Source organism: Pseudoalteromonas sp. P1-30, assembly GCF_001400005.1.
Lineage (GTDB): Bacteria > Pseudomonadota > Gammaproteobacteria > Enterobacterales > Alteromonadaceae > Pseudoalteromonas > Pseudoalteromonas atlantica.
The window spans coordinates 1-26,334 of record NZ_LKBC01000008.1 but is presented as its reverse complement, the minus strand read 5'-3'; the positions used below and the strand labels follow the sequence as shown (position 1 = coordinate 26,334).

The 26,334-nt window shown below is 41.3% G+C and carries 24 protein-coding genes; 6 read left to right on the top strand and 18 right to left on the bottom strand.

The window, feature by feature from the left end; all coding sequences use genetic code 11:
• Window positions 1–41: 41 nt before the first annotated feature.
• Complete coding sequence (locus tag AN395_RS12885) at window positions 42–1,289, bottom strand: glutamate-5-semialdehyde dehydrogenase (protein WP_004587657.1); 1,248 nt, start codon at window positions 1,287–1,289, stop codon at window positions 42–44.
• Complete coding sequence (gene proB, locus AN395_RS12880; RefSeq protein ID WP_054983240.1) at window positions 1,286–2,392, bottom strand: glutamate 5-kinase; 1,107 nt, start codon at window positions 2,390–2,392, stop codon at window positions 1,286–1,288. The genes AN395_RS12885 and proB overlap by 4 nt, the downstream gene beginning before the upstream one ends.
• Window positions 2,393–3,243: 851 nt before the next feature.
• Between proB and AN395_RS12875 the strand changes: the two genes are divergently transcribed.
• Window positions 3,244–5,094, top strand: coding sequence for a sodium:proton antiporter (locus AN395_RS12875; RefSeq protein ID WP_024031470.1), 1,851 nt, complete (start codon window positions 3,244–3,246; stop codon window positions 5,092–5,094).
• An 81-nt stretch (window positions 5,095–5,175) separates the two neighbouring features.
• Here AN395_RS12875 and AN395_RS12870 read toward each other — a convergent pair whose 3' ends face one another.
• The 15 genes from AN395_RS12870 to cutA form a co-directional block, all read right to left on the bottom strand.
• Window positions 5,176–5,814, bottom strand: coding sequence for a tetratricopeptide repeat protein (locus tag AN395_RS12870; protein ID WP_054983300.1), 639 nt, complete (start codon window positions 5,812–5,814; stop codon window positions 5,176–5,178).
• Window positions 5,815–5,927: 113 nt separating this feature from the next.
• Entirely contained in the window at window positions 5,928–7,241 is a 1,314-nt protein-coding gene (locus tag AN395_RS12865) for an adenylosuccinate synthase (RefSeq protein ID WP_004587661.1), read from the bottom strand.
• 216 nt (window positions 7,242–7,457) lie between these two features.
• Window positions 7,458–8,336, bottom strand: a complete 879-nt coding sequence (gene hflC, locus AN395_RS12860) for a protease modulator HflC (protein ID WP_004587662.1) — start codon at window positions 8,334–8,336, stop codon at window positions 7,458–7,460.
• Between the two features lie 5 nt (window positions 8,337–8,341).
• Window positions 8,342–9,514, bottom strand: coding sequence for an FtsH protease activity modulator HflK (gene hflK, locus AN395_RS12855; protein WP_004587663.1), 1,173 nt, complete (start codon window positions 9,512–9,514; stop codon window positions 8,342–8,344).
• Between the two features lie 100 nt (window positions 9,515–9,614).
• Entirely contained in the window at window positions 9,615–10,904 is a 1,290-nt protein-coding gene (gene hflX, locus AN395_RS12850; RefSeq protein ID WP_024031472.1) for a ribosome rescue GTPase HflX, read from the bottom strand.
• Window positions 10,905–10,919: 15 nt separating this feature from the next.
• Complete coding sequence (gene hfq / locus AN395_RS12845) at window positions 10,920–11,183, bottom strand: RNA chaperone Hfq (protein ID WP_004587665.1); 264 nt, start codon at window positions 11,181–11,183, stop codon at window positions 10,920–10,922.
• 77 nt (window positions 11,184–11,260) lie between these two features.
• A complete protein-coding gene (gene miaA, locus AN395_RS12840; protein ID WP_095206660.1) occupies window positions 11,261–12,178 on the bottom strand; it encodes a tRNA (adenosine(37)-N6)-dimethylallyltransferase MiaA in 918 nt (305 codons plus the stop codon).
• Window positions 12,179–12,188: 10 nt separating this feature from the next.
• Window positions 12,189–14,051: a DNA mismatch repair endonuclease MutL gene (gene mutL / locus AN395_RS12835; RefSeq protein ID WP_054983238.1), complete on the bottom strand. Its 1,863-nt coding sequence runs from the start codon at window positions 14,049–14,051 to the stop codon at window positions 12,189–12,191.
• Window positions 14,052–14,085: 34 nt separating this feature from the next.
• Window positions 14,086–15,429, bottom strand: a complete 1,344-nt coding sequence (locus AN395_RS12830) for an N-acetylmuramoyl-L-alanine amidase (protein WP_031289362.1) — start codon at window positions 15,427–15,429, stop codon at window positions 14,086–14,088.
• A 170-nt stretch (window positions 15,430–15,599) separates the two neighbouring features.
• A complete protein-coding gene (tsaE, locus tag AN395_RS12825) occupies window positions 15,600–16,076 on the bottom strand; it encodes a tRNA (adenosine(37)-N6)-threonylcarbamoyltransferase complex ATPase subunit type 1 TsaE (protein WP_054983237.1) in 477 nt (158 codons plus the stop codon).
• Window positions 16,077–16,201: 125 nt separating this feature from the next.
• A complete protein-coding gene (gene accC / locus AN395_RS12820) occupies window positions 16,202–17,542 on the bottom strand; it encodes an acetyl-CoA carboxylase biotin carboxylase subunit (protein ID WP_024031477.1) in 1,341 nt (446 codons plus the stop codon).
• 25 nt (window positions 17,543–17,567) lie between these two features.
• Window positions 17,568–18,029, bottom strand: coding sequence for an acetyl-CoA carboxylase biotin carboxyl carrier protein (accB, locus tag AN395_RS12815; protein WP_004587671.1), 462 nt, complete (start codon window positions 18,027–18,029; stop codon window positions 17,568–17,570).
• A 32-nt stretch (window positions 18,030–18,061) separates the two neighbouring features.
• Window positions 18,062–18,514 (bottom strand): type II 3-dehydroquinate dehydratase, encoded by a 453-nt coding sequence (aroQ, locus tag AN395_RS12810; RefSeq protein ID WP_024031479.1) that lies wholly within the window; start codon window positions 18,512–18,514, stop codon window positions 18,062–18,064.
• Window positions 18,515–18,742: 228 nt separating this feature from the next.
• A complete protein-coding gene (locus AN395_RS12805) occupies window positions 18,743–20,557 on the bottom strand; it encodes a protein-disulfide reductase DsbD (RefSeq protein WP_054983236.1) in 1,815 nt (604 codons plus the stop codon).
• Window positions 20,557–20,877 carry a divalent-cation tolerance protein CutA gene (gene cutA, locus AN395_RS12800; RefSeq protein WP_029772613.1) on the bottom strand — a complete coding sequence of 107 codons (321 nt, stop codon included), beginning with the start codon at window positions 20,875–20,877 and terminating at the stop codon, window positions 20,557–20,559. Before cutA ends, AN395_RS12805 begins: the two co-directional genes overlap by 1 nt.
• 188 nt (window positions 20,878–21,065) lie before the next feature.
• Here cutA and AN395_RS12795 point away from each other — a divergent pair, with 188 nt between their 5' ends.
• From AN395_RS12795 to AN395_RS12775, 5 genes are all read left to right on the top strand, one after another.
• Window positions 21,066–21,542 (top strand): FxsA family protein, encoded by a 477-nt coding sequence (locus AN395_RS12795; RefSeq protein WP_054983235.1) that lies wholly within the window; start codon window positions 21,066–21,068, stop codon window positions 21,540–21,542.
• A 109-nt stretch (window positions 21,543–21,651) separates the two neighbouring features.
• Window positions 21,652–21,939, top strand: coding sequence for a co-chaperone GroES (locus AN395_RS12790; RefSeq protein ID WP_004587676.1), 288 nt, complete (start codon window positions 21,652–21,654; stop codon window positions 21,937–21,939).
• Window positions 21,940–21,987: 48 nt separating this feature from the next.
• Window positions 21,988–23,637 carry a chaperonin GroEL gene (gene groL, locus AN395_RS12785; RefSeq protein ID WP_054983234.1) on the top strand — a complete coding sequence of 550 codons (1,650 nt, stop codon included), beginning with the start codon at window positions 21,988–21,990 and terminating at the stop codon, window positions 23,635–23,637.
• A gap of 137 nt (window positions 23,638–23,774) precedes the next feature.
• Window positions 23,775–24,041 (top strand): hypothetical protein, encoded by a 267-nt coding sequence (locus AN395_RS12780; RefSeq protein WP_085065434.1) that lies wholly within the window; start codon window positions 23,775–23,777, stop codon window positions 24,039–24,041.
• 224 nt (window positions 24,042–24,265) lie between these two features.
• A complete protein-coding gene (locus AN395_RS12775; protein WP_054983233.1) occupies window positions 24,266–24,658 on the top strand; it encodes a VOC family protein in 393 nt (130 codons plus the stop codon).
• A 4-nt stretch (window positions 24,659–24,662) separates the two neighbouring features.
• Here the strand turns inward: AN395_RS12775 and AN395_RS12770 are convergent, their stop codons facing one another.
• Window positions 24,663–26,135 (bottom strand): bifunctional ADP-dependent NAD(P)H-hydrate dehydratase/NAD(P)H-hydrate epimerase, encoded by a 1,473-nt coding sequence (locus AN395_RS12770; RefSeq protein WP_054983232.1) that lies wholly within the window; start codon window positions 26,133–26,135, stop codon window positions 24,663–24,665.
• Between the last annotated feature and the right edge of the window lie 199 nt (window positions 26,136–26,334).

Here is a 26,334-nt window from a genome sequence, read left to right as displayed (position 1 = left end):
ACGCCGATTAAACAATCGGCGTTTTTTATAAGTGGAGTATATTACTTACGTACTTGGCCTTCGCCATTAACTAAATACTTTTCAGTTGTAAGTGACTCAAGCCCCATAGGACCATAGGCATGTAGTTTAGTTGTAGCTATACCAATTTCAGCACCTAACCCTAATTGCGAGCCATCTGAGAAACGTGATGATGCATTTACCATCACTACCGATGCATCAACACTGCGTTGGAAAAGCTCAGCCGCAGTATCGTTTTTAGTACAAATAACCTCAGTGTGGTTTGAACCAAATTGAGCAATATGCTCCACAGCAGCACTAAAGCTTGGTACTACACGAATAGCAATTTCTAAATCTAAGTATTCTTCACCAAATTCATTATCAGCAAGTACTGTAGCATTATCGAAGTATTTTGCAGCTTGCTCATCTGCATTAATTTTCACACCTTCTTGGCGCAATACAACGGCACATAAATTTAAAAATTCATCAGCAACGTCTTGGTGAACCACTAGCCCTTCAAGCGCATTACATACGCCTGTGCGCTGTGTTTTACCATTTAATAGTAAATTAAGTGCAACCTCTAAGTCGGCATCTTTATCTACATATAAATGACACACCCCTTTAAAGTGCTGAATAACAGGAATAGTACTGTTTTCTGTAACAAAGTTAATTAAGCCTTCGCCACCACGAGGGATGATTAAATCAATACTTTCGCGTTGCTGCATTAGTTCCATAAGCAATGCACGGTCTGGATCAGGAATAACTGAGATCAGCGCTTTAGGTAAGTTATGTTTTTCAAGTACACCGTGCATTACACTCGCAATGGCTTGCGAGCTTTTAAGGGCTTCTTTACCGCCGCGTAAAATAACACCATTACCCGATTTAAAACACAATGCGCCTGCATCCGCAGTTACATTAGGACGCGCTTCGTAAATCATACATACAACACCTAATGGCACACGCATTTTACGTATTTTAATGCCATTTGGGCGCTCTGTAATGTCGCGTAGCTGACCGACTGGATCATCTAAACTTACAATAACTTCAATACCCTCTGCCATTGCTTCAATGCGCTCTTCGTTAAGCGTTAGGCGGTCGATCATCGAAGCGGCTAAGTTATTATCGCGTGCTGCGCTTAAATCACTTTCGTTTTCTTTAATTATAAATGCTTTTTCTGCGCGTAATGCTGCCGCCATTTCGGTTAACACTTGGTTTTTGGTCTCGGTGTCGAGTAAAGCAAGTGTGTTTGCAGCTTTTGCTGCCTGGCGTGAAATATCCGTAATCAAACTCATGACTTCTCCAATAATGCGATATCTTTTTCTGAAATAACAGGACCAATAGAATCCTGCATTTTTTCGCTAAATTCACTTTGCTCGTTATCTGCAATAAAGCTTAACAAACAACTACTATAATTTGCGGTGGCTTTTGCTAAACGTGTGCCATCCTCGCTTCTAACTAAAATGGTATCGCCAATGGCAAACTCACCATGAACTTCCATTATTTCGTCGCCACGTATGCAACCGTTTTCACCTTCAAGAGACTCATCAAACGAGCCATCTACAACTACTTCACCTTGCTCATTCGCTGTATGCGTCATCCAGTGCACAGCTTCTTGCATTGGTTTTTCATAAGGAAGGAAAACACTACCAGGGTTGTCACCTGCCAATAATCTATTAAAGGTTTCTTCTTTAAAGCCATTAATAATATAAGTAGCAATACCGTGAGACGTTGCTTTTTCGGCAGCTTCAATTTTGGTTTTCATGCCACCGGTTCCTACAGAGCTTGTAGCACATCCTGCCATAGCATAAATAGACTCATCAATTGATTTTATTTCAGGCAGTAAAACTGCATCGTCGTGCAAATTTGGGTTTTTATCATACAGCCCATCTACATCAGAAAAAATCATTAATGCATCGGCATCAGCGGCCGCCGCTACCATGGCTGATAAGTTATCGTTGTCACCTACTTTTAAGTCATCCGTTGTTACAGCATCATTTTCGTTAATGATAGGCAGTACACCATGCTCTAACAAAGTAAAAATAGTTTCGCGAATACTTTCATAGCGCTCACGGTCACGTAAATCACCATGGGTTAATAATAATTGCGCTGATGGAAAATCGAAAAAGCGATCCCACATGGCCATCATTTCAGTTTGACCTGCTGCTGCCATCGCTTTTTTCATCACAACTGAACGTGGAATGTCAGATGGGAATAAGTGTGAGCCTGCAGCTACTGAGCCTGAAGATACTAAAATAACTTCAATACCACGAGCACGACAGCGAACAATAAATTGCGCAATGGTTAATAAGTAGCGTGAACGGCACCCATCTTGTTCTGGAGCAATTAGAGCACTACCTACTTTTAAAACAATACGACGCCAATTTAACTTTTGCATAAAATCTCAACTTTCCATTTTATCTGCATTCACATAGTGTGAACTAAAACTAGGTAATTGCGTAAAAAACACGCAATTTCGAATAGGTTGTTTGTTTATACACTTTTTAAACGCACGCAAATACACGACCTAAAATTGCTTTTAGATTTGTAAAGACATGAAACAGCACCAACCAAAATAAATGGAGGTCTATTAAATATAAAAATAAAAAGTGTTGTTTATGTATCGCTGTAAAAAGCTGTGTGCGGCCTTTTTGTTAACAACATACATAGAGCCTCTAAAGTCAGATACACCAACAGATAGGGTGATGACTTAAGGACCGAGATTTAGCCGCCACGATGGGAGCTAAACATTGAAAGTAATAGTTCAACTCAAACATTTATTTACTTAATTGCTTAAATAAACTTGTTTGAAAAAACCATACCAAGATATTCAATAATACAATAGCTACTAATTAATGGTAAAAATAGCGTACAAATCTATTATTACAGGGCAAATATGACGCTAGTATTAATACATACCGTTATTTTGCAAAATTATATTTAGATGACTAATTGTTTGAACTCTAAATATAATACGACATTTCAAGGGGTAAGATCAAGGCTAAAAATCACTCTAAAGTAGAGCTACGCCTCACCTATAAGCGGTTAATCATTTAAAATCAAAGAGTTATATTTATTTTTAAGTTTTAATTCAATTTTTATAAATAAATCAATAAGTTTAACCTACAATTTTTGTATTAAGCGCTAAAATTTTATTAGCAAATTAAACATTTCACGTGTATACCCCTGTATTAATATTTAACAAAAGTTATACTTTTCACATTGTGATAAATAAGGAATTCTTAATTTATGTCAGCAATTTATATAGCCGGTATCGCACTTTGTTCGGTGCTTGCCCAATGGGTAGCGTGGGCGTTTAAAGTACCCGCTATTTTGTTCTTATTGCTTACCGGTTTATTGCTAGGGCCGTTTAGTGGTGTATTAGACCCTGATGCTTTACTGGGTGATTTATTATTTCCTGTTGTGTCACTGAGTGTGGCTGTCATTTTATTTGAAGGCTCCCTTACTTTGCACTTTAGAGAGTTAAAAGGCATAAGTAAGGTCGTACGTAACCTGTGCTCTATCGGCATGATCACCACCTGTGTGGTAATAAGCTTAAGTGCCTATTGGTTACTGGAGCTTAACTGGCGGGTGGCGGCAGTATTAGGCGCTGTACTAGTAGTAACGGGGCCTACGGTAATCGCCCCTTTACTTAATTCGATGCGCCCAACACAAGATATTGACCGTATATTACGATGGGAAGGCATTGTAATTGACCCAATCGGCGCTCTTTTTGCTGTGCTTGTATTTGAAGCAGTCATGCTGGTAGGCCAAGGAGAAGTGCTTAGCCACACTATTGTTGCACTTGTTAAAACAGTCGGCGTAGGGCTTTCTATAGGTGTTGTTGCGGGCTGGATCACCACACAGCTTATGCGCCGTGAATGGCTACCGTTTGAATTACATAAATTTGGCATACTTGCCTTAGTGCTTATTAGCTTTTCGGTATCTAATCACTTAAGTCACGAATCGGGATTATTGGCTGTTACCGTATTTGGTATTTGGCTTGCTAATCAAAATGATTTAGAAATCGATTCTGTACTTGAGTTTAAAGAAGACTTATCGATGATTTTAATATCATCGCTGTTTATTTTACTTGCTGCGCGGCTACAGCTTTCTGACTTGATGATGTTAGACAGCGACGTATTTATATTCCTCGCAGTGGTGTTATTTATAGCGCGCCCATTGTGTATTGCTATATCTACTTTTGGTACTGACTTGCCAATGAAATCGCGCTTGGTGCTATCGTGGATAGCTCCAAGAGGTATTGTTGCAGCTGCTGTTGGGTCGGTGTTTGCGCTAAGCATGATGGAAGCTGGCGTAGCTGATGCAGAAAAAATGGTGCCGTTAATATTTACCGTTATTATCATCACTGTGGTATTGCAAAGCTTAACCGCTATTCCTGTTGCTAAACTATTGGGCGTGCGCCAACCTTCTCCAAATACCATACTGATTATTGGTGCAAACCATGTATCTCGCGCTATAGGTAAAGGCTTACAAGAGCAAAGCATTCCTGTTCATCTATCAGACCCCGCATGGGAGAACTGTAAAATGGCTCGTATGGACGGCCTTGCCTGTTATTATGGTAACCCACAATCAGAGCATGCTGAGCGTTACTTGCCGCTCACAACAATAAGAACGGTATTAGCACTTTCACCAAACCGCCACCATAATGCGCTTGGTGTACAATATTTTTCTCACTTGTTGAATGAAAAAAATGTATTTTCACTGCGCTCATCTACCTCGCATGCTAAAGCGAACAAAGACAGTGCAACATTCCTATCTAGACAAATTTTGTTTGGTGAAGATGGCTCTTACGCTCGCCTAAGCAGTATTATTGCTAAAGGCGGTAAAGTAAGTGCGACGCGTATTTCAGAAGAATTTGATTGGGAAAAATACCAAGAGATGAACCCTGAAGCGATCCCGTTGTTTATTTTAAAAGGTGATAAAGACAACGACGACGATACGCCAGTAAAGCTTCGCCCATTTACCAGTAATATGGAAAAGCCACCGCAAGAGGGAGAGCGTATATTTGCACTTCAGCCGCCAAAAATGTCGGTATTAAAAGACCCCGCTAAAACAAAAAATAAAGAAGAGAGCTAACCTCTTCCTGTTATTGCAAAAAAGCCCTAATTAAATATTAGGGCTTTTTTATTTTATTTAAATAGCGTGCGTTATCGGCACTTACATGGGCAATCGGGCGCGGGCAACAACGCTGTCGGGCATTTTTTGAGCGAGTAAACTAAGCGCACGCTCAATTTTTTTATGGGTTGCTTTATCTGCCACCATGGCATTGAATAACCAGCGATACGCATCTTCAAAGTCACGTGGGCTTCCATAGCCTGCATTAAAAAGCTTAACCAGCCTTAGCTGTGCTTTTAAGTTCCCTTGCGCTGAGGCCTCTCGTAAGTAGCTAATGGCCATAGCTTTATCTTGCTGCACTAAGCGACCCGTGTCGTAATAACGTCCAAGCTGCTCTAATGCAGCCGCTAAGCCTTGTTCAGCCGCTTTACGCATGTAGTACACACCTAATTCCACATTGCGTTCAGCACACACGTTATATGCCAGCATATCGCCATATAAAAATTGGTAAGATGGCAGCGCCATTTTATTGGCCCTTGCCTCTATATCTTGTACTAATTGGCAATCGTCTGCCTTTACACGCTGCAAATGTGTATTTTTATTTATTAGTGCAATCAGCTCCGGTTCGGTATAAAGCGGCACCGCAGCGGGCGTTTCTTCAGCTAACACATTGCTACTTATAGATAAAAGTAACGGAGTGAGCAAAGACGCTAGAAAAGTGTTACAGGTAGATAGGCGCATGTTTACCACGTATAAAATAAAACTTATCAAATAATATACAAAGATCGTTCCAAGGTGAATTTTAGGCATAAAAAAAGCTGCAAAAAGCAGCTTTTTTTTTAAACTAATGGTGATTAAGCAAACGGGTTGCGAAGTACCATTGTTTCTACACGATCTGGGCCGGTAGAAATAATATCAACAGGTACACCTGTGATTTCTTCTATACGCTTGATGTAGTCAATCGCAGCTTTTGGTAAGCCTTCAAGGCTAGTTACACCAACTGTGTTTTCAGACCAACCTGGCATCTCTTCATATACTGGTGTTACTTTCTCGTAACCCTCAGCAGCTAATGGCGTTACATTAGTCACTGTGCCATCTTCAAGCTGGTAACCAGTACAGATTTTAAGCGTTTCTAAACCATCTAAAACATCTAACTTAGTTAAACAAAAACCAGAGATGCTGTTGATTTGAACTGCGCGGCGCATTGCCACAGCATCTAACCAACCAGTACGACGTAAACGACCTGTTGTCGCGCCAAACTCATGACCTTTATCACCTAAGTGCTTACCCACTGGGTCTTGTTTTTCAAGCCCATCGTAAAGCTCTGTAGGGAAAGGACCAGAACCAACACGTGTAGTGTACGCTTTAATAATACCTAACACGTAGTCAAGGTTTAATGGACCAAAACCAGCACCAGTCGCAACGCCACCAGCAGTGGTGTTTGAAGAGGTTACATAAGGGTAAGTACCGTGATCGATATCAAGTAATGTACCTTGCGCACCTTCAAATAAAATGTGTTCGCCCGCTAAACGTGTTTGATCTAAAAGCTCAGTTACATCAACAACCATTGCTTTTAAGATGTCTGCAACAGCCATTGCATCATCAAACGTTTTTTGGAAATCAACAGCATCTACTTTGTAGTAGTTAACTAAAGTGAAGTTATGGTATTCAAGTACTTCTTTTAGTTTAGCTGCGAATAATTCTGGATTGAATAAGTCACCTACGCGTAAACCGCGACGGGCTACTTTATCTTCGTACGCAGGACCGATACCACGGCCAGTAGTACCAATTGGCTTGTCGCCGCGAGCAGTTTCGCGAGCTACATCTAATGCAACATGGAAAGGCAGAATTAACGGACATGCTTCACTAATTAAAAGACGCTCACGTACAGGTACGCCACGCTCTTCTAACATGCCAATTTCTTTCATTAGCGCTTCTGGTGATAAAACCACACCATTACCAATCACACATTTAACATTGTCACGTAATACACCCGATGGAATAAGGTGTAGAACTGTCTTTTCACCGTCAATAACTAAAGTATGGCCCGCATTGTGACCACCTTGGTATCGAACTACTAAAGATGCTTTGTCTGTAAGGAGATCAACAACCTTACCCTTACCTTCGTCACCCCATTGGGTGCCTAATACAACAACGTTTTTACCCATTGTAAATTCACTTCGAGAAAATTAGGACGAGATTTTACCAGAAAACGGAAGTAAAGATCACCCCTGTTCAGCTTATTTTTTCTGCGCGTATTTTTTAGGCCATCACACTTTTTAAATAACCACATATATAACAGTAATTTAAAGTTTTAAATTATGCTTAACAAAAAGCCCCGCATAGGCGGGGCTTTATAACTTTTTAAATGATTAAGGCATCGCTTATTGCGCTGCAGCGCCTTTCATATATTTAAAGAAGTCACTATCTGGTGAAAGTACCATAACATCTTGTTTATCTTTAAAGGTCTTTTTATACGCCTCTAAAGAACGAACAAAACCAAAGAACTCTGGATCTTTGTTGTATGCTTTAGCATAAATAGCGGCAGCTTCTGCATCACCTTGACCACGTACTGAGCGCGCATTACGCTCTGCATCAGCAAGCATTACCGTTACACGGCGGTCAACATTTGCACGAATAGTTTCTGCTTTTTCTTGACCTTCCGAGCGGTGCTCTTTTGCAACAGCAGTACGCTCAGCGCGCATACGTTGGTAAATAGAGCTACTCACTTCTTGTGGTAAGTTAATTTGCTTAACACGCACGTCAAGTACTTCAATACCTAACTCGCGCGCACTTTCAGAAGCTTGTACTAACGCCTCTTCCATTAGCTCACTACGCTCACCCGATACAATCTCGCGAATAGTACGCGTACCAAAGTTAGTACGCAGACCATTATTAACTTTTTGCTTTAGTAGTGTTTCAGCATATTGCTTATCACCACGAGCACGAAGGTAAAATGCGCTAAAGTCGTTTACGCGCCATTTAACAAACGAATCAACAATTAAGTCTTTTTTCTCGCTTGTTACAAAGCGGTCTGGCGTGCCATCTAGCGTTTGTATACGTGCATCAATACGACGTACTTGGCTAAAAAATGGTACTTTTAAGTGAAGGCCTGGGCTGTATACAACGGCCTTGTCTTCACTGTCTTTTTCAACTTTGCTAAATAGCAGCACAATCGCTTTTTGCCCTTCAGGTACTACAAATACCGCAGAGAAAGACATAACAATGGCAGCTAATAGTATGACTAAACTAAAGTTTTTCATTACGCTTATCTCCCGTTATTGTTAAAGCGATCACTGTTAAAACGGTCATTACCGCTATTCACAGTGCTATTTCGTGATGTATTTACTTTATTGCGTAAATCTTGAATATCACTTGAGCTTGGTAAAGCTACACGTGTTGCAGTACCTTGCTTTTCCATAATTTTATCAAGTGGTAAGTACATCATGTTGTTACCGCCTTTAACATCAACAATGACTTTAGAACTGCTGCTAAGCACCTCTTCCATAGCATCAATGTATAAACGTTCGCGCGTTACTTCTTTAGCTGCTTGATACTCAGGTAATAGCTTTTCAAAACGAGCCACTTCACCTTGTGCTTCAAGTGTAATGCGTTCTTGATAACCTTCTGCTTCTTGCGTCATACGTGTTACTTGACCACGCGCGCGCGGTTCAATTTCACGTGCATACGCTTCTGCTTCACGGATGAAACGCTCTTCATCTTCTTGTGCGGCAATAGCGTCATCAAATGCATCTTTTACTTCAGTTGGTGGACGTGAATCTTTAAAGTTCACATCGGTCACAATTAAACCTAAGTTATACGGTTCGATGATTTTATTAAGCTCATCCCACGTATTTTGACGAACAACTTCACGGCCATTAGTCAGTACTTGGTCCATTTTTGCATGGCCAACAACGTAACGTAACGCGCTATCAAGCGCTTCTTCTAAGCTGTTATCAGCATTAGTTACGCTAAACTTGTAAAGGTACGGGTCAATAACACGGTATTGCACTTCAAACTCAACGCTTACTACGTTTTCATCTTCCGTTAGCATAAACCCTGATGCAGATAATGAACGCACAGCTTCAATATCTACCGGGATAACCGTTTCAATAAAGGTCATTTTCCAGCGTAAGCCTGGCTCTGCAATACGGTCATACTTACCAAATTGCAGTACCACACCACGTTCGGCTTCTTTAACCGTATAAATACCACTTAACGCCCACACAATTGCGGCGATAATGAGGATAAATGAAATACCGGCTCCGCCAAGTCCACCGCCACTATTATTGCCGGATTTTTTACCGCCAAATATGCCGCCTAACTTGTTGCTAAACTTACGGAACACCTCGTCTAAATCAGGTGGGCCTTGATCACGTCCGCCTTTATTGTTCCACGGATCTTTGTCATTGCCATTATTACCCGGTTCATTCCAGGCCATAGCTATACTCCATTGTTATCTAAATAAATTAGGAAATTGTGTTAAATCTATCAAATCTACCGCGTTTCTCATACAAAAACCGACATTTATATGCCAATTTTTAATCGCGATTGATAAAACCTTCAATTTCAGGACCAAACTCTTTAATTAATCGGTTCCATTCAACCATAGGTAAACGTACATCCAACAACCAGTTACCATGTTCATCAAAGCGCTCTTCATGGACTGCACTTAAGCTAAATAAAGACGCTCTTAAGCGGCCATATTGAGGGGCAAGTAATAACGTACCACTAAGCATTTTCTTAGCAAGCAGGTCACTTATTGCTTCGCTAAGTAGCTCACACCCTTCGCCGGTTTGTGCAGATAACCATACTCTTATAGGCTGCCCTTGGTCATCCCGATCAATTCGTGGGCTTACATCGTCAAGCGCATCAATTTTGTTATAAACTAATAATTGCGGTACTTCATCAGCTTCAATCTCTTTTAAAACCGACTGTACTTCCTCTATGTTTTCGCGTCTGCGCGGGTCTGCCACATCAATTACATGTAATTGTAGGTCGGCTTCACGCGTTTCTGTTAATGTTGCTTTAAAGGCTGCCACTAAGTCATGTGGTAAGTGGCGAATAAATCCCACTGTATCGGCCAAAATAACCGAACCAACATCACCTATATCAAGTTTACGTAGTGTTGGGTCAAGCGTGGCAAAAAGCTGATCCGCTGCGTATACATCTGAGTCTGTTATACGGTTAAACAGGGTTGATTTACCCGCATTGGTATACCCTACAAGCGACACGGTAGGAATTTCGTTACGCGTACGCGCACGTCTACCCTGCTCTCGTTGTACAGCCACTTTGGCTAATCGGGCACGAATATTTTTAATGCGCGCGCGCAATAAACGTCTATCGGTTTCAAGCTGTGTTTCGCCTGGGCCTCGTAAACCTATTCCCCCTTTTTGGCGCTCAAGGTGAGTCCACCCTCGGATTAATCGAGTAGACATATGCCTAAGCTGAGCAAGCTCTACTTGTAGCTTACCTTCGTGGGTACGGGCTCTTTGGGCAAAAATATCAAGAATAAGTGTTGTTCTATCAAGTACACGACATTGGCAAACGCGCTCTAAATTACGTTCTTGAGACGGACTTAATTGATGATTAAAGATGACAACATCTGCATTGTGGATTTTGACAATCTCAGCTATTTCTTCTGCTTTACCGGTACCGACGAATAGTTTCGGATGTGGTGCTTGGCGGCTGCCTTGCACAACCGCCAAACTACTAACACCAGCAGAAGATACCAACAACTCTAATTCATGAAGATCTTCACGATCGCCATCTTTAGGTAAGTCGATATGAACTAAGACTGCCTGTTCGCCGGATTCATAGCGGTCAAACAAGCATTACGCTCCTAATTAAATATTTCCTGGTTCTTGCTCTTCAGTGTCATCGCTCCCTTGAACACCTTGGAAGTTGACTGCACGAGCAGGTACAACTGTTGAAATTGCGTGTTTATACACCATTTGGTTTACAGTGTTTTCAAGTAAAATAACAAATTGGTCAAATGACTGAATTTTACCTTGTAATTTTATGCCATTTACCAAAAAGATTGATACTGGAATGCGCTCACGACGTAGTGCATTCAAAAATGGGTCTTGTAACGATTGGCCTTTTGCCATGTTATTGTTCCTTCGTTCTAGGTGTTATTATAATTTAAGTAGCTGAACTTATTTAATTAAATAATTCGCAACTACTACTAGCTTAGCGAACTTACTACGCGATGCAAGTTTTCTTCATCGTCTGTTGTTAACCAAGTAACATCAGGCCAACTCCGTAACCACGTTAGCTGACGTTTTGCCAGTTGACGCGTTGCAGCAATGCCGCGAAAAACCATCTCATCATGGTCTACTTCACCCGCAAGATAATCCCACATTTGTCTATAACCTACACAACGAATAGAAGGCATATTGGGGTGTAAATCCTTACGTAGATATAGGGTCGAAACTTCTTTTTCAAACCCCTGTTCTATCATTATTTTAAACCTTTTTTCAATTCGCTGATGTAATTCACTGCGATCATCAGGCGCAATCGCAAATTGATGAAAAGTATAAGGTAACGTTGGCTGCTTTTGCTTTTGCAATTCAGTCATTGTTTTACCACTAATACGGTAAACTTCCAAAGCTCGATTTATTCTTTGTGAATCATTTTCACTTATTTTGTCGGCCGCTTGCGGATCTACTTTAGCCAGCTCTTGATGTAAATGTGGCCAGCCAAATTGTTTTGCTTGCGATTCAAGCTCTGCTCTAACTACTGAGCAGGCTTCTGGCAGTGGCGATAATCCATCAATTAAAGATTTAAAGTACATCATGGTGCCACCCACTAATATTGGTACTTTACCTTGTTGATGGAATTCATCAATTTTTTTTATCGCATCACGTCTAAAATCGGCGACCGAATAGGTTTCGCTCGGATCGAGTAAATCAATTAAATGATGCGGAGCACGAGCAAGCTCTTCTGCATCGGGCTTTGCCGTACCTATGTCCATACCTTTATACACTAACGCTGAATCAACGCTGATTATTTCTGTATTTAAGTGCTCACACAGTGAAATTGCCAACGCCGTTTTACCAGCTGCGGTTGGGCCCATTAAAAATATGACCGGTAAATTGCTCAACACGGGTACCTTAATTTAATTGCGTTAAATAGTGTTCTAGGTCTATTTTAACTGCTTTTTCTTTTAAACGTTCAATTGTTTGCGGATTATTTTGTAAGCTAATTTGTAATTCAATAAATGCATTACTTTCATAAAAGCGTTCTGGTACACAACCAAGCTGCCATGTAAGCCACGCTTGTAACTCGTTGAGCTGTGTTTTACATGCGCCAAGCAAGTTTTCAACCGCAGCTGATACTTCAAGTAAATATAAACACGTGGGTAGCTTTTTAACCATCACAAACTGTTTTTCAATAACTAGCTCAAAGCCTAATAAAGTAAACCACGATTGCTGCTGAGCTATTAGTTCGCAGTCAGCTTTTTCAAGGTTAACCCTTACGGGTAGTAACAAGGCTTTACCCTCTAAATTACCCAACTCTTTTATTTGTGCATGCCAGTAATCAACAAGTGCATGCTTATAGTGTGAACAAAATAACTGCTGCTGCTGAGTAAATACACACACGCCTTTATTTACATTTAATACCTGCACACTTTTTAATGCGTGTGCAGCGCTTTCATCAGTAACGGGCTGCGTTGATACACTATGCTCAAAATGAGCGGCTTGTTGCTCACTCACCCCTTGATAAAATGCATTTACATCGTGATGATTTGCACCATGTTTTTGAGACGGTGAAGCATACCCCGTAGCGCCACCACCTGACCCTGCGCGATTAGAGGAGGCACGACTAGTAAAACCACCGTTTTGTGAATCTATTGGCTGCAACTGTGACTTAGGGTAATCATACCCCTGCTGAACTGTCTGGTTATTAGCCGCATGATTTGGCTGCTCAATAAACGCGGAGGATTGGTAATCGTCTGTGGGCGCTTGATTAGTTGCAAATTCGCCTTGTAGAGGCACAACTACTTGCTTAATCGCCTGTAATATAAAGTCGTGCACTAACCGGCCTTGATGAAAACGCACCTCGTGCTTAGCAGGATGAACATTTACATCCACTTGCCTTGGGTCAATATCAATATAAATAACAAACCCTGGGAGTTCTTGCGCTCCACTTACCTCTTCAAACGCCTGACGAATAGCATGTAAAATTAGCTTATCGCGCATCATGCGATTATTTACATATGTATATTGCGTGGTATTAGCTGATCCCACTGGCAATACCCAACCATGTAGCTGTAAACCGCTTTCACCAGATTGAATATGCAATCCTTGCTCAGCAAAGGCTTTACCTGCAACTTGCGCAACCCGAGTAATCGCTTGATTTGGATCGGTTTTAGCACGGTACTGCCTAACCACCTTTTGGTTATGCGTCAGTGTAATCGACACATCAAAACGACTCAGTGCAATACGCTTTATAAGCTCATCAATGTGGCTAAATTCGGTTTTTTCGGTGCGTAAAAACTTGCGCCTTGCTGGGGTGTTAAAAAATAAATCTTTAACTTCTATCGTTGTGCCATCTGGGTGGGCTACCGGCTTTACTTGCACGTCCATATCGCGCCCCTGTGCAAACGCTTGCCACGCGGCATCTTGTGCTTTGGGCTTTGAGCTAAGCGTTAAACGCGATACCGAACTAATAGATGCAAGCGCTTCCCCTCTAAAGCCTAAGGAGCAAATGTTTTCTAAATCATCGAGTGATTTAAGTTTACTTGTTGCATGGCGAGAAAGCGCTAAAGTGAGCTCATTTTTGCCAATACCTGAGCCATTATCACGAATACGAATAAGCTTGTGACCGCCCCGCTCTATGTCTATTTGCACACGCGTAGCGCCCGCATCTAAGCTATTTTCTACCAGTTCTTTAACCACTGAAGCCGGGCGTTCAACCACTTCACCTGCCGCTATTTGGTTAGCTAATCGTGCAGGTAATATTTCAATACTCATGAGGCCCCTAATACGTGTACAGGTTTAATAAACATCAACTCTGCGGTATGTCCAGCTCTTGACCTATAAACAAGGTGTTTGAGCGTAGTTGATTAACTTGCTTTAATTTGGCTACCGATACACCATACCGACTCGCTAATAGGCTTAGCGATTCACCTGGGCGAACTTTATGTTTAGTTGGGTACTGCGATTTAAGCTTTGCAAATAACGAATCATCAGGTGGGTTTTTTAAGTAATAATTTTTTATAGACGTAAACATCGCTTTAGCTAAGCGTTCCTGATGATTAGCGCTTTTTAACATGCGCTCTTCACGGGGATTTGAAATAAAACCTGTCTCAACCAAAATGGAAGGAATATCTGGCGACTTTAATACGGCAAGACTTGCATGTTGTGGATCTTTTTTATGTAATTTAGCGACCTTTTTTAGCTCTTTTACTACTTCTTCGGCCACACTAAGCCCTGTTTTCATTGAGTGGTCCATCGACATATCAAGTAGCGCTTGCGCGAGGTATTTTTCGTTAGCAGCATCTTTAATTACATCGGCTGCACCACCTAAAAGCTCTGAGTGTTTTTCTTTATCTTCTATCCATTTACCAATTTCAGAATTAGCGCGGCCAAGCGATAACACCCACACCGAAGCACCATTTGGCCCAGGGCTGGTAAATGCATCAGCATGAATTGACACTAAAAAGTCGGCTTTTTTCTGGCGTGCTCGGTTGGTACGGGTATTAAGCTTAACAAAGTAGTCGCCACTTCTTACCATGCGCGAAATCATGCCACGTTCGCCGTCAATCATACGCTCTAAACGTTTAGCTATTTGTAGAGTAATGGTTTTTTCATACGTACCAGAGGGGCCAATAGAACCTGGGTCTTCTCCGCCATGGCCCGCATCAATTGCAATAACAATGTCTCGCTCTTGGCTTAATTGGCGCTTTTTAGCTGCTTTTTGGGCAGGTGTAGTACTTACTGCGGGTTCACTTTTATTATATAAATCCACAACCAGCCTGTTTTTGTACGGGCCAGTAGGTGCCAGCGCAAAAATAACCGGCTTAATAGGCGCTGTTAGCTCAAATACAAAACGTACACTTTGTTTATTTTTAGGCTTTGAATAGCGCAGCTTGCTTACAATTTTGTGCTTAGAAGGAATACTCGGTAATACTTTTAACCCTTTGGTGTTTTCAAGGTCGACCACTAAGCGACTCGGGTTTTTAAGCATAAAATAGCTGAAATCGGGCTTATCATCTAAATCAAATACCACCCGCGTGCTATCTGGCGAGGGCCATACTCGTACACTATTTATGGTATTTTTTGCCCACAACGGTAAGCTCACAGCGAAAACTATGAAACAAATAAAAAGTTTAACTACACCTCGATTCATTATAACTACCATTGCCTTAACTATTTATTATTATGAGAGCGGGCGCCTTAACCCGCTATTAGCTTATTAACCTAAACGTTGGATAGTAAATCTACCTTAAGCCGCTATTTTGTACGCCAACTAAAAAGGTAACTTTGATGCTTTTATATTTCAATGTGTTAGTAAGTATATTAACTCGGGTTTAGGTTAGTAAGTTTTTCGACAATTGCTATTCCGCGCTCGCTTGCACTATTCATAACAATTTTGCGCTCATCGCCAACGTAACTTAAGGTAATGTCTAAATCGGGAACTGGTATAAATTCTCCCCCTTTTTCTGGCCACTCAACAATACAAATAGCCTGCTCAGAAAAGTAATCTCTTATACCCATGTACTCAAGCTCTTCAGGATCGCCTAACCGGTATAGGTCAAAATGATATACATTAGCACGTGTCAGTTCGTATGGCTCTACCAGCGTATAGGTTGGGCTTTTTACCTTACCAGTGTGGCCAAAGCCTTGCACTACACCACGCGTAAATGTTGTTTTACCTGCACCTAAATCGCCGTGTAAATAAATTACTGCACCTTGCTCTATAATAGCAGCCACTTTGTTACCCATTGCTACTGTGGCTATTTCATCATTTAGGTGAGCTTCAAAACTACGCGTCATTGTTACCTCAAAAATTTACTAAAAGCGCATCTTTGCTAATCATACCAGAATATTTCTTGAAGGCGATAAATTGGCGTTTTAGGCATAAAAAAACCGGCTTAGGCCGGTTTTAATTAACTGGGGCTCTATAGCCCTAGTTTTTTCTCAAGGTAGTGGATATTTGTACCACCACTTTGGAAGTTTTCGTCTGCAAGAATTTTCTTATGTAATGGCGTGTTTGTTTTGATGCCATCAATAACTAATTCGTTCAACGCATTACGAGCACGGGCAATAGCCACATCACGGTTTTCACCGTAAGTAATAAGCTTACCAATCATCGAATCGTAATGTGGAGGTACTGTATAGTCAGCATAAATATGGCTATCCCAACGAATACCTAAACCACCTGCAGGGTGGAAACGTGTAATTTTACCCGGCGACGGGATAAACGTTTCTGGGTCTTCTGCGTTAATACGACATTCAATTGCATGGCCGCGGATAACCACGTCATCTTGCGTGAAAGATAGCGGTTGCCCAGCAGCAATTTTTAGCTGCTCTTTAATTAAATCAACACCGCTTACCATTTCAGTCACTGGGTGCTCAACTTGAATACGGGTGTTCATTTCGATGAAGTAAAATTCGCCGTTTTCGTATAAAAACTCAAACGTACCCGCACCACGGTAACCAATTTCGATACATGCACGTGTACAGCGTTCACCAATAAATTTACGCACTTCTGCCGTTATACCTGGAGCAGGTGCTTCTTCAACTACTTTTTGGTGACGACGTTGCATAGAACAGTCACGCTCACCTAAATGAACAGCATTACCTTGTCCATCAGCAAGTACCTGAATTTCAATATGGCGAGGGTTTTCAAGGAATTTTTCCATGTAAACCATGCTATTACCAAAAAACTGTTTCGCTTCTTGTTGAGTAAGTGCGATTGAATCAATTAATTCAGCTTCGCTACGTACTACACGCATACCACGGCCACCACCGCCACCAGCGGCTTTAATAATTACCGGGTAACCAATGCGCTTTGCAATTTGCATGTTGCGTTCTTTGTCATCCGATACTGGACCGTCAGAACCTGGTACACATGGTACACCGGCTTTACGCATTGCATTGATTGCCGATACTTTATCGCCCATAAGACGAATAGTGTCGCCTTTTGGACCAATAAATACAAAGCCACTTTGCTCAACTTGGTCAGCAAAATCTGCATTTTCTGAAAGAAAACCATATCCTGGGTGAATCGCTACAGCGTCTGTTACTTCAGCAGCCGCAATAATGCGCGGAATATCTAAGTAACTTTCAGTGGCTGGAGGTCTACCGATACAAATGGTTTCATCTGCAAGTAATACGTGCTTAAGATCGCGATCCGCCGTTGAATGCACAGCAACCGTTTTGATCCCAAGCTCTTTGCAGGCGCGCAATACGCGAAGTGCTATTTCACCTCGGTTTGCAATGACTACTTTATCTAACATAAGAGTTGGCCTTTAGGTTACTAAATTATTCAATGATGAATAGAGGTTGATCAAATTCTACTGGTTCGCCATTTTCAACTAAAATAGCTGTAACTGTACCCGCTTTATCTGACTCAATTTGGTTCATCATTTTCATTGCTTCAACGATACATAAAGTATCACCTACTTTTACTTGAGAACCTACTTCTACGTATGCTGGCGCTTCTGGAGAAGCTGCTGAGTAAAATGAACCAACCATAGGTGATTTAACTTGATGGCCTGCAGGCGCTGCTGGTGTAGCATCAGCTTCAACGGCTGGCGCAGCTTGTGCTGGTGCCGCAGGTGCTGGAGCAGCAAATTGCTGTGGTGCGTACTGAGCGTAAGCAGGACCTGCGCTCATGTTGTTACGGTTAATACGTACTGATTCTTCACCTTCAGTGATTTCTAGTTCAGCAATACCTGATTCTTCTACTAATTCGATTAGCTTTTTGATCTTGCGAATATCCATGAACGACCCGCCTATAAGTTTGTTAGTTTAAATTAATTCGAGTTTTGCAACCGGCTCACGGCAGCGTTCAATGCTGCGTGGTAACCCATTGCACCTAATCCACATACCACACCTTGCGCCACATCAGAAAAATACGAATGATGACGAAATGCTTCACGTGCATGCACATTACTTAAGTGCACCTCAAAAAAAGGAATATCAACGCTTAACAATGCATCACGTAAAGCGACGCTAGTATGCGTAAATGCAGCAGGATTAATAATTATGTAATCAACTGCCTGCCAAGCATCGTGTATTCTTTCTATAAGGGCTTGCTCACTATTACTTTGAAAATGCGTAAGCTGAACATCTAGACCCTCTGCGGCAGTCGTTAGTTCGCTCATAATTTCACCAAGAGTGTGCAAACCGTACTTTTCTGGCTCACGCTTTCCTAGCATGTTTAAATTTGGACCATTTATAACTAAAAGTTTAAATTTTGCAGCCATAATACGCGATATATCCTCTAAGTAATGAGTTAAGCCGTTGCGAGCTAATTTTGTACACTAAAGTAAGTATAAAAAACAAAAATTGCAACAAATTCTCACGTTAGCCAACTATTATAGTCAGTTCGATGTAAATAGCAGCAAAATACTGGTCTAATCTCTGGAGGTGTAATAAATATGACGTAATTGAAGGCAAGCCACTTGGTAAGCCCAAGCGGCTAAATTGCACTATTATTGTGCGCTGGCGCGCACTGCAGCTAGGTGGGTGGCAAAATCATCAGCGTTTAAAAATCCTGTAACGCGCTCTGAACTTAGCTCTTGCCCTTGTGTGTTAAAAAACAAAATACTGGGTAAACCAAATACAGTGAACTCTTCCATTAGCTCAATGGTGGTGTCATCACTTTGTGTTAAATCGATTTGAATTAACTGATAGTGACTAAACTCGCTCTGTACTTTGGCATCTGGAAATGTGTAATGCTCAAACTCTTTACATGCCACACACCAATCGGCGTATAAATCAACCATCACCAGTTTGCCTTGCTGATTAGCTTCAGCAACAGCGTTTTTTAGCTCAGTTAAATTAGCCACTTGTTTAAACTCATTACTTTGCTGACTAACCTGCTCAACCTGTTGCTGCGGCCAAATAACGTTTTTAGCTAATGTTAAACCAGTAACTACTAAAAATGTAGCACTAAACCAAAGCGCTGTTTTAAGCTTGCATTGTGGCTGAGCACTCTGCCAATAGTGTAAATAAATAGCCGTTGCCAGTGCTAAAATACCCGCCATAAGTAAAATAATGTCGGCGCTTATTATTCGCTCCAATAAAATAAGTGGCACAACAAGCATAATAAAACCAAATAAAGTTTTAACTTGCTCCATCCAACCGCCTGCTTTAGGAAGCAATTTGCCACCAGATGTACCGAGTAATAAAAGTGGTAGGCCCATTCCTAAACTTAATACATACAGGGTTAAACCACCGACAAGGTAGTCACCACTTTGCGCTACAAATAATAGCGCAGCAGACAACGGAGCTGTGGTACAAGGTGATGCAATTAAGCCCGACAATACCCCCATTAAAAACACACCTATGTAATTGCCGCCTTTTTGGTTATTACTGACTTGCGTTAGCTTGCTCATCATGGCGCTGGGTAACTTAATTTCGTACCAGCCAAACATCGACATTGCGAGCAGTACAAACAGTAAACTAAAACTAATAAGTACATAAGGGTGTTGTAAATACCCCTGCACTTGCCCGCCTAAGGCCGCCACTACCAACCCTAATGCAGCATAAGTAAGCGCCATACCTTGTATATATACAAACGACAACGCAAACGCTTTTTTAGTAGACAGGTTTTGCTGCCCTGCAATTAAACTCGATAAAATAGGAAACATAGGGAACACACAGGGTGTAAACGCAAGCCCCACCCCAACAGCAAAAAATATGAGTAAATTGGTTACTAAACTTTGACTTGCTAATCGCTCTGTAAAACTTAAATCTTGAGTGGTTGTATTGCTTTGGCCACGCGTTGAGTCTACAGGAGGAGTTAATGCGTTTAATGTATCAGCGGCATCAGCAGATGAGTTATTACCTTGCGCTTGCTCTGAGGCAATAACGCTTAAAGGAATACTAATAACCTCAGGCGGATAACACAGCCCAGCTTTGGCACAGCCCTGATAGCGCACCTTAACAACAGCCCCCTCTGTAACATTACTGAGCTTACTTATAACACTCACACTATTGAAAAAAACTTCGGTTTTGCCAAAAAACTCGTCTTCAATTATTTCGCCAGTACCGGCATCGCCTACCTTTATGTTGGCGCCTTTAGCGATAATTTCTATTTTCTTTTTATAAAGGTAATAGTCAGGGGCTATATCCCACCCCACAAATAAAGTGCTACCTTGTTGATCAAAATCAAATACAAACGCTTGGTCTACGGGTAAAAAGGTTTGCTGTGGCGGGGCAAGTAAATCACCTAGCACATTATTGGTGTTTGCCTTTGCCGGAAGCGCCAGCAAGCTAACCAATAATAAAAAGAAAAACCGCATTAATTTAATACCTCATCCATCCAATGAAAATAAGCCAAATTACCAGTGGCCACATCAACCACTTGAATTTCGGGTACTTCGTAACTGTGTAAACTTTTAATGGTTTCAAACACATCATTCATTTTTTCTGATTTTGTTTTAATCAGTAGCTTTGCTTCTATCTCTTGGGCAACATCGCCTTCCCACATATAAACTGAGGTCATATTTGGTAAAATATTTACACACGCCGCTAATTTTTGCGCTACAAGTGCTTTTGCTAAAGTGCGTGCTTCAGCCTCATCTTTGCACGTGGTAAATATCAATTTAAATTGCGTAGTCATAATTAACCTTTACTAATTTATAGGGAACTAATGCAATAGTATCTGATAGCTAGTGTAATGTGTAGGCGATGAATAATTGTAGATATTAAGCAATTATTAATCACTTTAAGCTCAACCTTGAAAATAGACCCTTTCACCCTCACTTATATTTCATCCACTCTTTTGAGTGCCATTATTTAGAGAGCCCTATGTTTAGATTTTTATTTGTGTTGTTTATTATCATTCCTATCATCGAAATTGCGCTACTAATACAGGTTAGCGATGTAATTGGTGGATTTGCGACTATAGCCCTAGTGATTGTTACGGCTATTTTGGGCGCCAGAATGGTTAAACAACAAGGTATGGGTGCATTACAAAATGCACAAAGCCAAATGGCCCAAGGACAAATGCCAGCTAAAGAATTATTTACCGGTATTTGCGTGATCATTGCGGGTGTTTTATTGCTAACCCCAGGCATTATGACCGATGTATTCGGCCTACTATTATTAACCCCCTCAATACGCAATAAACTTGCTGCAGGCCTTGCAAGTCAAGCAACGGTACGCATGAGCACAGGTGCACAGCAAGGCTCTTCGGCCTTTACACAACACCCACATTCGCAGCATGAACAACAGCATGTAAATAAACCAACTACCATTGATGGCGAGTATGAGAGAAAAGATTAAAAATTTATCGATTTTTCTCTTGGAATTTTACACTCTACCCCCATTAATGAATGCAAATTAGAAAAGCTTTTTTCTGTACTGTTCAGAAACTGTTAGGAGAACTAAAAAAATGAACATTCGTCCTTTACAAGATCGCGTAATCGTTAAGCGTCTAGAAGAAGAAACCAAGTCTGCTGGCGGTATTGTATTAACTGGCTCTGCAGCTGAAAAATCAACTCGCGGAGAAGTTATTGCTGTTGGCAATGGTCGCGTTCTAGATAACGGTGACGTTAGAGCTTTAGAAGTAAAAGCCGGTGACACTGTGTTATTTGGCTCATATGTTGAAAAAACTGAAAAGATCGAAGGTCAAGAGTACCTGATCATGCGTGAAGACAACATTTTAGGCATTGTAGGCTAACCCTACTTTTCGTTTAACAAACATTTAAGAATTTAGAGGAAATTAAAGATGGCAGCAAAAGAAGTACTTTTTGCAGGTGACGCACGCGCTAAAATGCTAACAGGCGTAAATATCCTAGCAAACGCAGTAAAAGTGACTTTAGGTCCTAAAGGCCGTAACGTAGTACTAGATAAATCATTTGGCTCTCCAGTGATCACTAAAGATGGTGTATCTGTAGCAAAAGAAATCGAACTTGAAGACAAGTTTGAAAACATGGGTGCACAAATGGTAAAAGAAGTTGCATCTAAAGCAAATGATGCAGCGGGTGACGGTACTACTACCGCAACTGTACTTGCGCAATCTATTGTAAACGAAGGTCTTAAAGCGGTTGCTGCGGGTATGAACCCAATGGATCTTAAGCGCGGTATTGATAAAGCAATTATCGCTGCAGTAGAAGAGCTTAAAGCGCTATCTGTACCATGTGCTGATACTAAAGCTATTGCACAAGTAGGTACTATTTCAGCTAACTCTGATAAAGAAATTGGCGACATCATTGCACAAGCAATGGAAAAAGTAGGCCGTAACACAGGTGTTATTACTGTAGAAGAAGGTCAATCACTAGAGAACGAACTAGATGTTGTAGAAGGCATGCAGTTTGACCGTGGTTACCTATCTCCGTACTTTATCAATAACGCTGAAAAAGGCGCTGTTGAGCTAGACAACCCGTTCATTCTACTTGTAGATAAAAAAGTGTCTAACATTCGTGAGCTACTACCTACATTAGAAGCCGTTGCTAAAGCAAGCAAGCCACTATTAATCATTGCTGAAGACCTAGAAGGCGAAGCACTTGCAACGCTTGTAGTTAACAACATGCGCGGTATTGTTAAAGTATCAGCAGTTAAAGCCCCTGGTTTTGGCGACCGTCGTAAAGCAATGCTACAAGATATCGCAGTATTAACTGGCGGTACTGTTATCTCTGAAGAAATTGGTTTAGAGCTTGAAAAAGCAACTATCGAAGACCTAGGTACTGCTAAGCGTGTAGTAATCACTAAAGATGATACAACTATCATTGATGGTGCGGGTGCAGAAGATGGCATTAACGGCCGTGTTGCTCAAATTAAAGCACAGATTGAAGAAGCAACGTCTGACTACGATAAAGAAAAACTACAAGAGCGCATGGCTAAACTTGCCGGCGGTGTTGCAGTAATTAAAGTAGGCGCAGCGACTGAAATTGAAATGAAAGAGAAAAAAGACCGTGTTGAAGATGCATTACATGCAACTCGTGCAGCGGTTGAAGAAGGCGTAGTACCTGGTGGTGGTGTTGCTCTAGTACGTGCTGCTAGCAAGCTAGTTGAGCTACTTGGCGACAACGAAGACCAAAACCACGGTATTAAAGTTGCACTTCGTGCGATGGAAGCACCACTTCGTCAAATCGTAACAAATGCAGGCGACGAAGCGTCAGTAGTAATAAACGCTGTTAAAGGTGGCGAAGGTAACTACGGTTACAACGCAGCCTCTGGCGAATACAACGACATGCTTGAAATGGGTATCCTAGATCCAACTAAAGTAACGCGCTCTGCACTACAATTTGCAGGTTCGATTGCGGGTCTAATGATCACTACCGAAGCAATGGTTGCTGAAATCCCTAAAGAAGAAGCTGCTGGTGCCCCTGATATGGGTGGCATGGGCGGAATGGGTGGTATGGGCGGCATGATGTGATCATCCTCCTTTAAGCACCTTGCTTATATAAAAACCCAGCTTCGGCTGGGTTTTTGCTTTTTAATACAAGCCTATTGTTATTGCTTAATTTATCTCCACATCTATACCATGAGTTATTGGATTAAAGGTAAAAGGATTTGCTTAATAATAATGAAATAATCATCTTCTTTATTTTGGTATCACTTATAACAGGGTTAGTGGTATTTATTGCTTGGATTATGCTTAAGCTCGTTATATGGGGTAAGAGCATGTCTAAAGGAGCGTATTTATTTTTAGCATTTTTTCCACTAATTTCACTTATGCCTATTCCACCCCCTACTTATGAAAATGTTCAAAAGGCCAAGCAAGAGCAGCGTAAACGCAAAGAAGACTCAGGTGACGACCCTACGAATGAAGATGAGTAAGCCAGTTTAGCTACGTAAATTAAAACACTTTTTAAGGACGCTTTAAGCATGCTATAGGGTTTAAAATAGAGTGAATCCTTTTACTGCTAGCGATAGATGCGAAGCCAATGTATAACGTATATCTCCCCTTAAAATAAGCTTTAATAAACATTTACCTATACTATTCAACCCTGTATTGATATGTGAAAATACACAAACATAAAACAACTTTAGGTTTTTAAGTTATGCCAAAGCAGCATATAGGTAGTATTGCTCTTGTTGTAAAAGACTATGACGAAGCAATCGCATTTTATACAAAAAAATTAAGCTTTGAATTAGTGGAAGATACGGATTTAGGTGATGGAAAACGCTGGGTGATAATAACTCCACCCAACTCAAATGGCACACACATATTACTTGCACAAGCAACAGAGCCAGAGCAGTTTAACGCTGTTGGCAATCAAGCAGGTGGCCGTGTGTGGCTATTTTTAAACACTGACAACTTTTGGCGCGACTACGAAAGCATGCTAGAAAATGGCGTAGTATTTCATGAGCAGCCTCGTAATGAGCCTTACGGTACGGTGGCCGTATTTGAAGATCTCTATGGTAACAAATGGGATCTTATTCAACAGAGCTAAATACTTAGTTGATTAACGACCTGACTATTTGAAATAAATCCGAGGGTAGCATGCCGCGCTGCCCTTGCTCTTCAGCCGCAACTTCACCAGCTCGAGCATGAAGAGTTACCCCGTATCGCGCTGCTTCGTCGATACTAAGCCCTTGAGCAAGCAATGCACCAATAATACCTGTAAGTACGTCGCCACTCCCTCCAACGGCAAGTGCTGCGTTGCCATTTTCACACACCCAAGTGTTTTTACCGTTATCAATTAAAGAGCCAGCGCCTTTTAATATGCAAGTAGCATTATACCGTTTTGCGCATAGTCGCACGCTTCCAAACCTATTTGACTCTATTTCAGAGGTGTTTTTGCTAATAAGCCGAGCCGCCTCACCAGGATGCGGAGTAAGGACACATTGAGCCAATGTATAAGCACTTGCATTTTCAGCTAATAAATTAAGTGCATCAGCATCAAGTACAAGCGGCGTATTGTGCTCTTGGCAATAGTGCATTACAGTGCAAAACGTTTTTTTAGCCCATTCATCCTGCCCAAGTCCAGGGCCAAGTACAACACAACTTGCCCACTCTAAAGCCTGTTCAAGGTTTTCACTCATGACCATTAACTCTGCCCTACCTATGCTTATTGGCATAATAGAACTTTGGTGCGTATAAGCCTTCACCATCCCTGCACCTGCTCGTAGCGCAGCTTCACTACTGAGCCTGATTGCACCCGCAGTACCTTGGTTGCCCCCTACGCATAATAACTTGCCATGATTGCCCTTATGGCTATTTAAAGCCCGAGAGCCCAAGCGATTAAAGCTATCTATATTTATCAAGTGAGCACAAGGTGAAGCGAGTTCACTAAAAGTATCTTCAATTGCTAATTCATCGAGAATCAACTTACCGGCATGCTGTTTACCTGTCCCTGTAGAAAGGCCTTGTTTAATCGCAATAAAAGTAAGTGTTTTTGTTGCCTGAATAGCTGCGCCTAATACTTCACCTGTATTTGCATCAATCCCTGAGGGAACATCGATACTTAAAACAGGCTTTTCGCTTTGGTTGATGGCAGTAATAATCTCACAATAATTTTCGCGAACAGGTGAATTAAGCCCAGTACCTAGTAACCCATCAATCACACAGTCGCAGCAATCTAAATCACTCTTTGCAAACTCGTTAACTATGCCACCAGTATCAAGCCATAGCTGCTTTGCTTTAGCAGCATCACCACTGAGTGTTTTTGCAGGATCTATAGCGCAAACTTTAACCTCTGCGCCAGAGTCCTTAATTAAACACGCGGCTATGTAAGCATCACCCGCATTATTGCCATTACCTACAATAATTAAAGTAAGCTTAGCGTTAAAAGACTGCCACTGCTTATATACGGACTCTCCCGCTCGCTGCATTAAAGTAAATAAATCTATTCCACATTGCTTAGCCGCCTCTCCCTCATAAGAGCGAATCTGCTCTTTTGTGTAAATATGCTTTTGTTTATTTAACATAGAAACTCGCCATAAATAAGTGTGTAGATGCTCTATAATTATAGCTTGGGATAAAAAAGCACTTTTCAATAGCAGATTTAGCATGCTAAACAGCTATTAAAGCTGAAATTGAAGGCTTTAATACAAAGAGTGTGAGTTCTGTGGTGTGTTTTATCCGCGGGTTTCGTGATACTCAACCCACGCTACGGAGGTGGTGGAG

Excerpts from the sequence above, each read along its gene's own strand:
- aroQ (WP_024031479.1), bottom strand. The coding sequence starts at position 18,514 with ATGGCTGCAAAATTTAAACTTTTAGTTATAAATGGTCCAAATTTAAAC.
- AN395_RS12775 (WP_054983233.1), top strand. The coding sequence starts at position 24,266 with ATGCCAAAGCAGCATATAGGTAGTATTGCTCTTGTTGTAAAAGACTAT.
- hfq (WP_004587665.1), bottom strand. The coding sequence starts at position 11,183 with ATGGCAAAAGGCCAATCGTTACAAGACCCATTTTTGAATGCACTACGT.
- AN395_RS12870 (WP_054983300.1), bottom strand. The coding sequence starts at position 5,814 with ATGCGCCTATCTACCTGTAACACTTTTCTAGCGTCTTTGCTCACTCCG.
- AN395_RS12865 (WP_004587661.1), bottom strand. The coding sequence starts at position 7,241 with ATGGGTAAAAACGTTGTTGTATTAGGCACCCAATGGGGTGACGAAGGT.
- AN395_RS12875 (WP_024031470.1), top strand. The coding sequence starts at position 3,244 with ATGTCAGCAATTTATATAGCCGGTATCGCACTTTGTTCGGTGCTTGCC.
- AN395_RS12805 (WP_054983236.1), bottom strand. The coding sequence starts at position 20,557 with ATGCGGTTTTTCTTTTTATTATTGGTTAGCTTGCTGGCGCTTCCGGCA.
- AN395_RS12790 (WP_004587676.1), top strand. The coding sequence starts at position 21,652 with ATGAACATTCGTCCTTTACAAGATCGCGTAATCGTTAAGCGTCTAGAA.
- groL (WP_054983234.1), top strand. The coding sequence starts at position 21,988 with ATGGCAGCAAAAGAAGTACTTTTTGCAGGTGACGCACGCGCTAAAATG.
- proB (WP_054983240.1), bottom strand. The coding sequence starts at position 2,392 with ATGCAAAAGTTAAATTGGCGTCGTATTGTTTTAAAAGTAGGTAGTGCT.
- tsaE (WP_054983237.1), bottom strand. The coding sequence starts at position 16,076 with ATGACGCGTAGTTTTGAAGCTCACCTAAATGATGAAATAGCCACAGTA.
- hflK (WP_004587663.1), bottom strand. The coding sequence starts at position 9,514 with ATGGCCTGGAATGAACCGGGTAATAATGGCAATGACAAAGATCCGTGG.
- AN395_RS12770 (WP_054983232.1), bottom strand. The coding sequence starts at position 26,135 with ATGTTAAATAAACAAAAGCATATTTACACAAAAGAGCAGATTCGCTCT.
- mutL (WP_054983238.1), bottom strand. The coding sequence starts at position 14,051 with ATGAGTATTGAAATATTACCTGCACGATTAGCTAACCAAATAGCGGCA.
- AN395_RS12885 (WP_004587657.1), bottom strand. The coding sequence starts at position 1,289 with ATGAGTTTGATTACGGATATTTCACGCCAGGCAGCAAAAGCTGCAAAC.
- AN395_RS12830 (WP_031289362.1), bottom strand. The coding sequence starts at position 15,429 with ATGAATCGAGGTGTAGTTAAACTTTTTATTTGTTTCATAGTTTTCGCT.
- accB (WP_004587671.1), bottom strand. The coding sequence starts at position 18,029 with ATGGATATTCGCAAGATCAAAAAGCTAATCGAATTAGTAGAAGAATCA.
- accC (WP_024031477.1), bottom strand. The coding sequence starts at position 17,542 with ATGTTAGATAAAGTAGTCATTGCAAACCGAGGTGAAATAGCACTTCGC.
- hflC (WP_004587662.1), bottom strand. The coding sequence starts at position 8,336 with ATGAAAAACTTTAGTTTAGTCATACTATTAGCTGCCATTGTTATGTCT.
- AN395_RS12795 (WP_054983235.1), top strand. The coding sequence starts at position 21,066 with ATGTTTAGATTTTTATTTGTGTTGTTTATTATCATTCCTATCATCGAA.
- cutA (WP_029772613.1), bottom strand. The coding sequence starts at position 20,877 with ATGACTACGCAATTTAAATTGATATTTACCACGTGCAAAGATGAGGCT.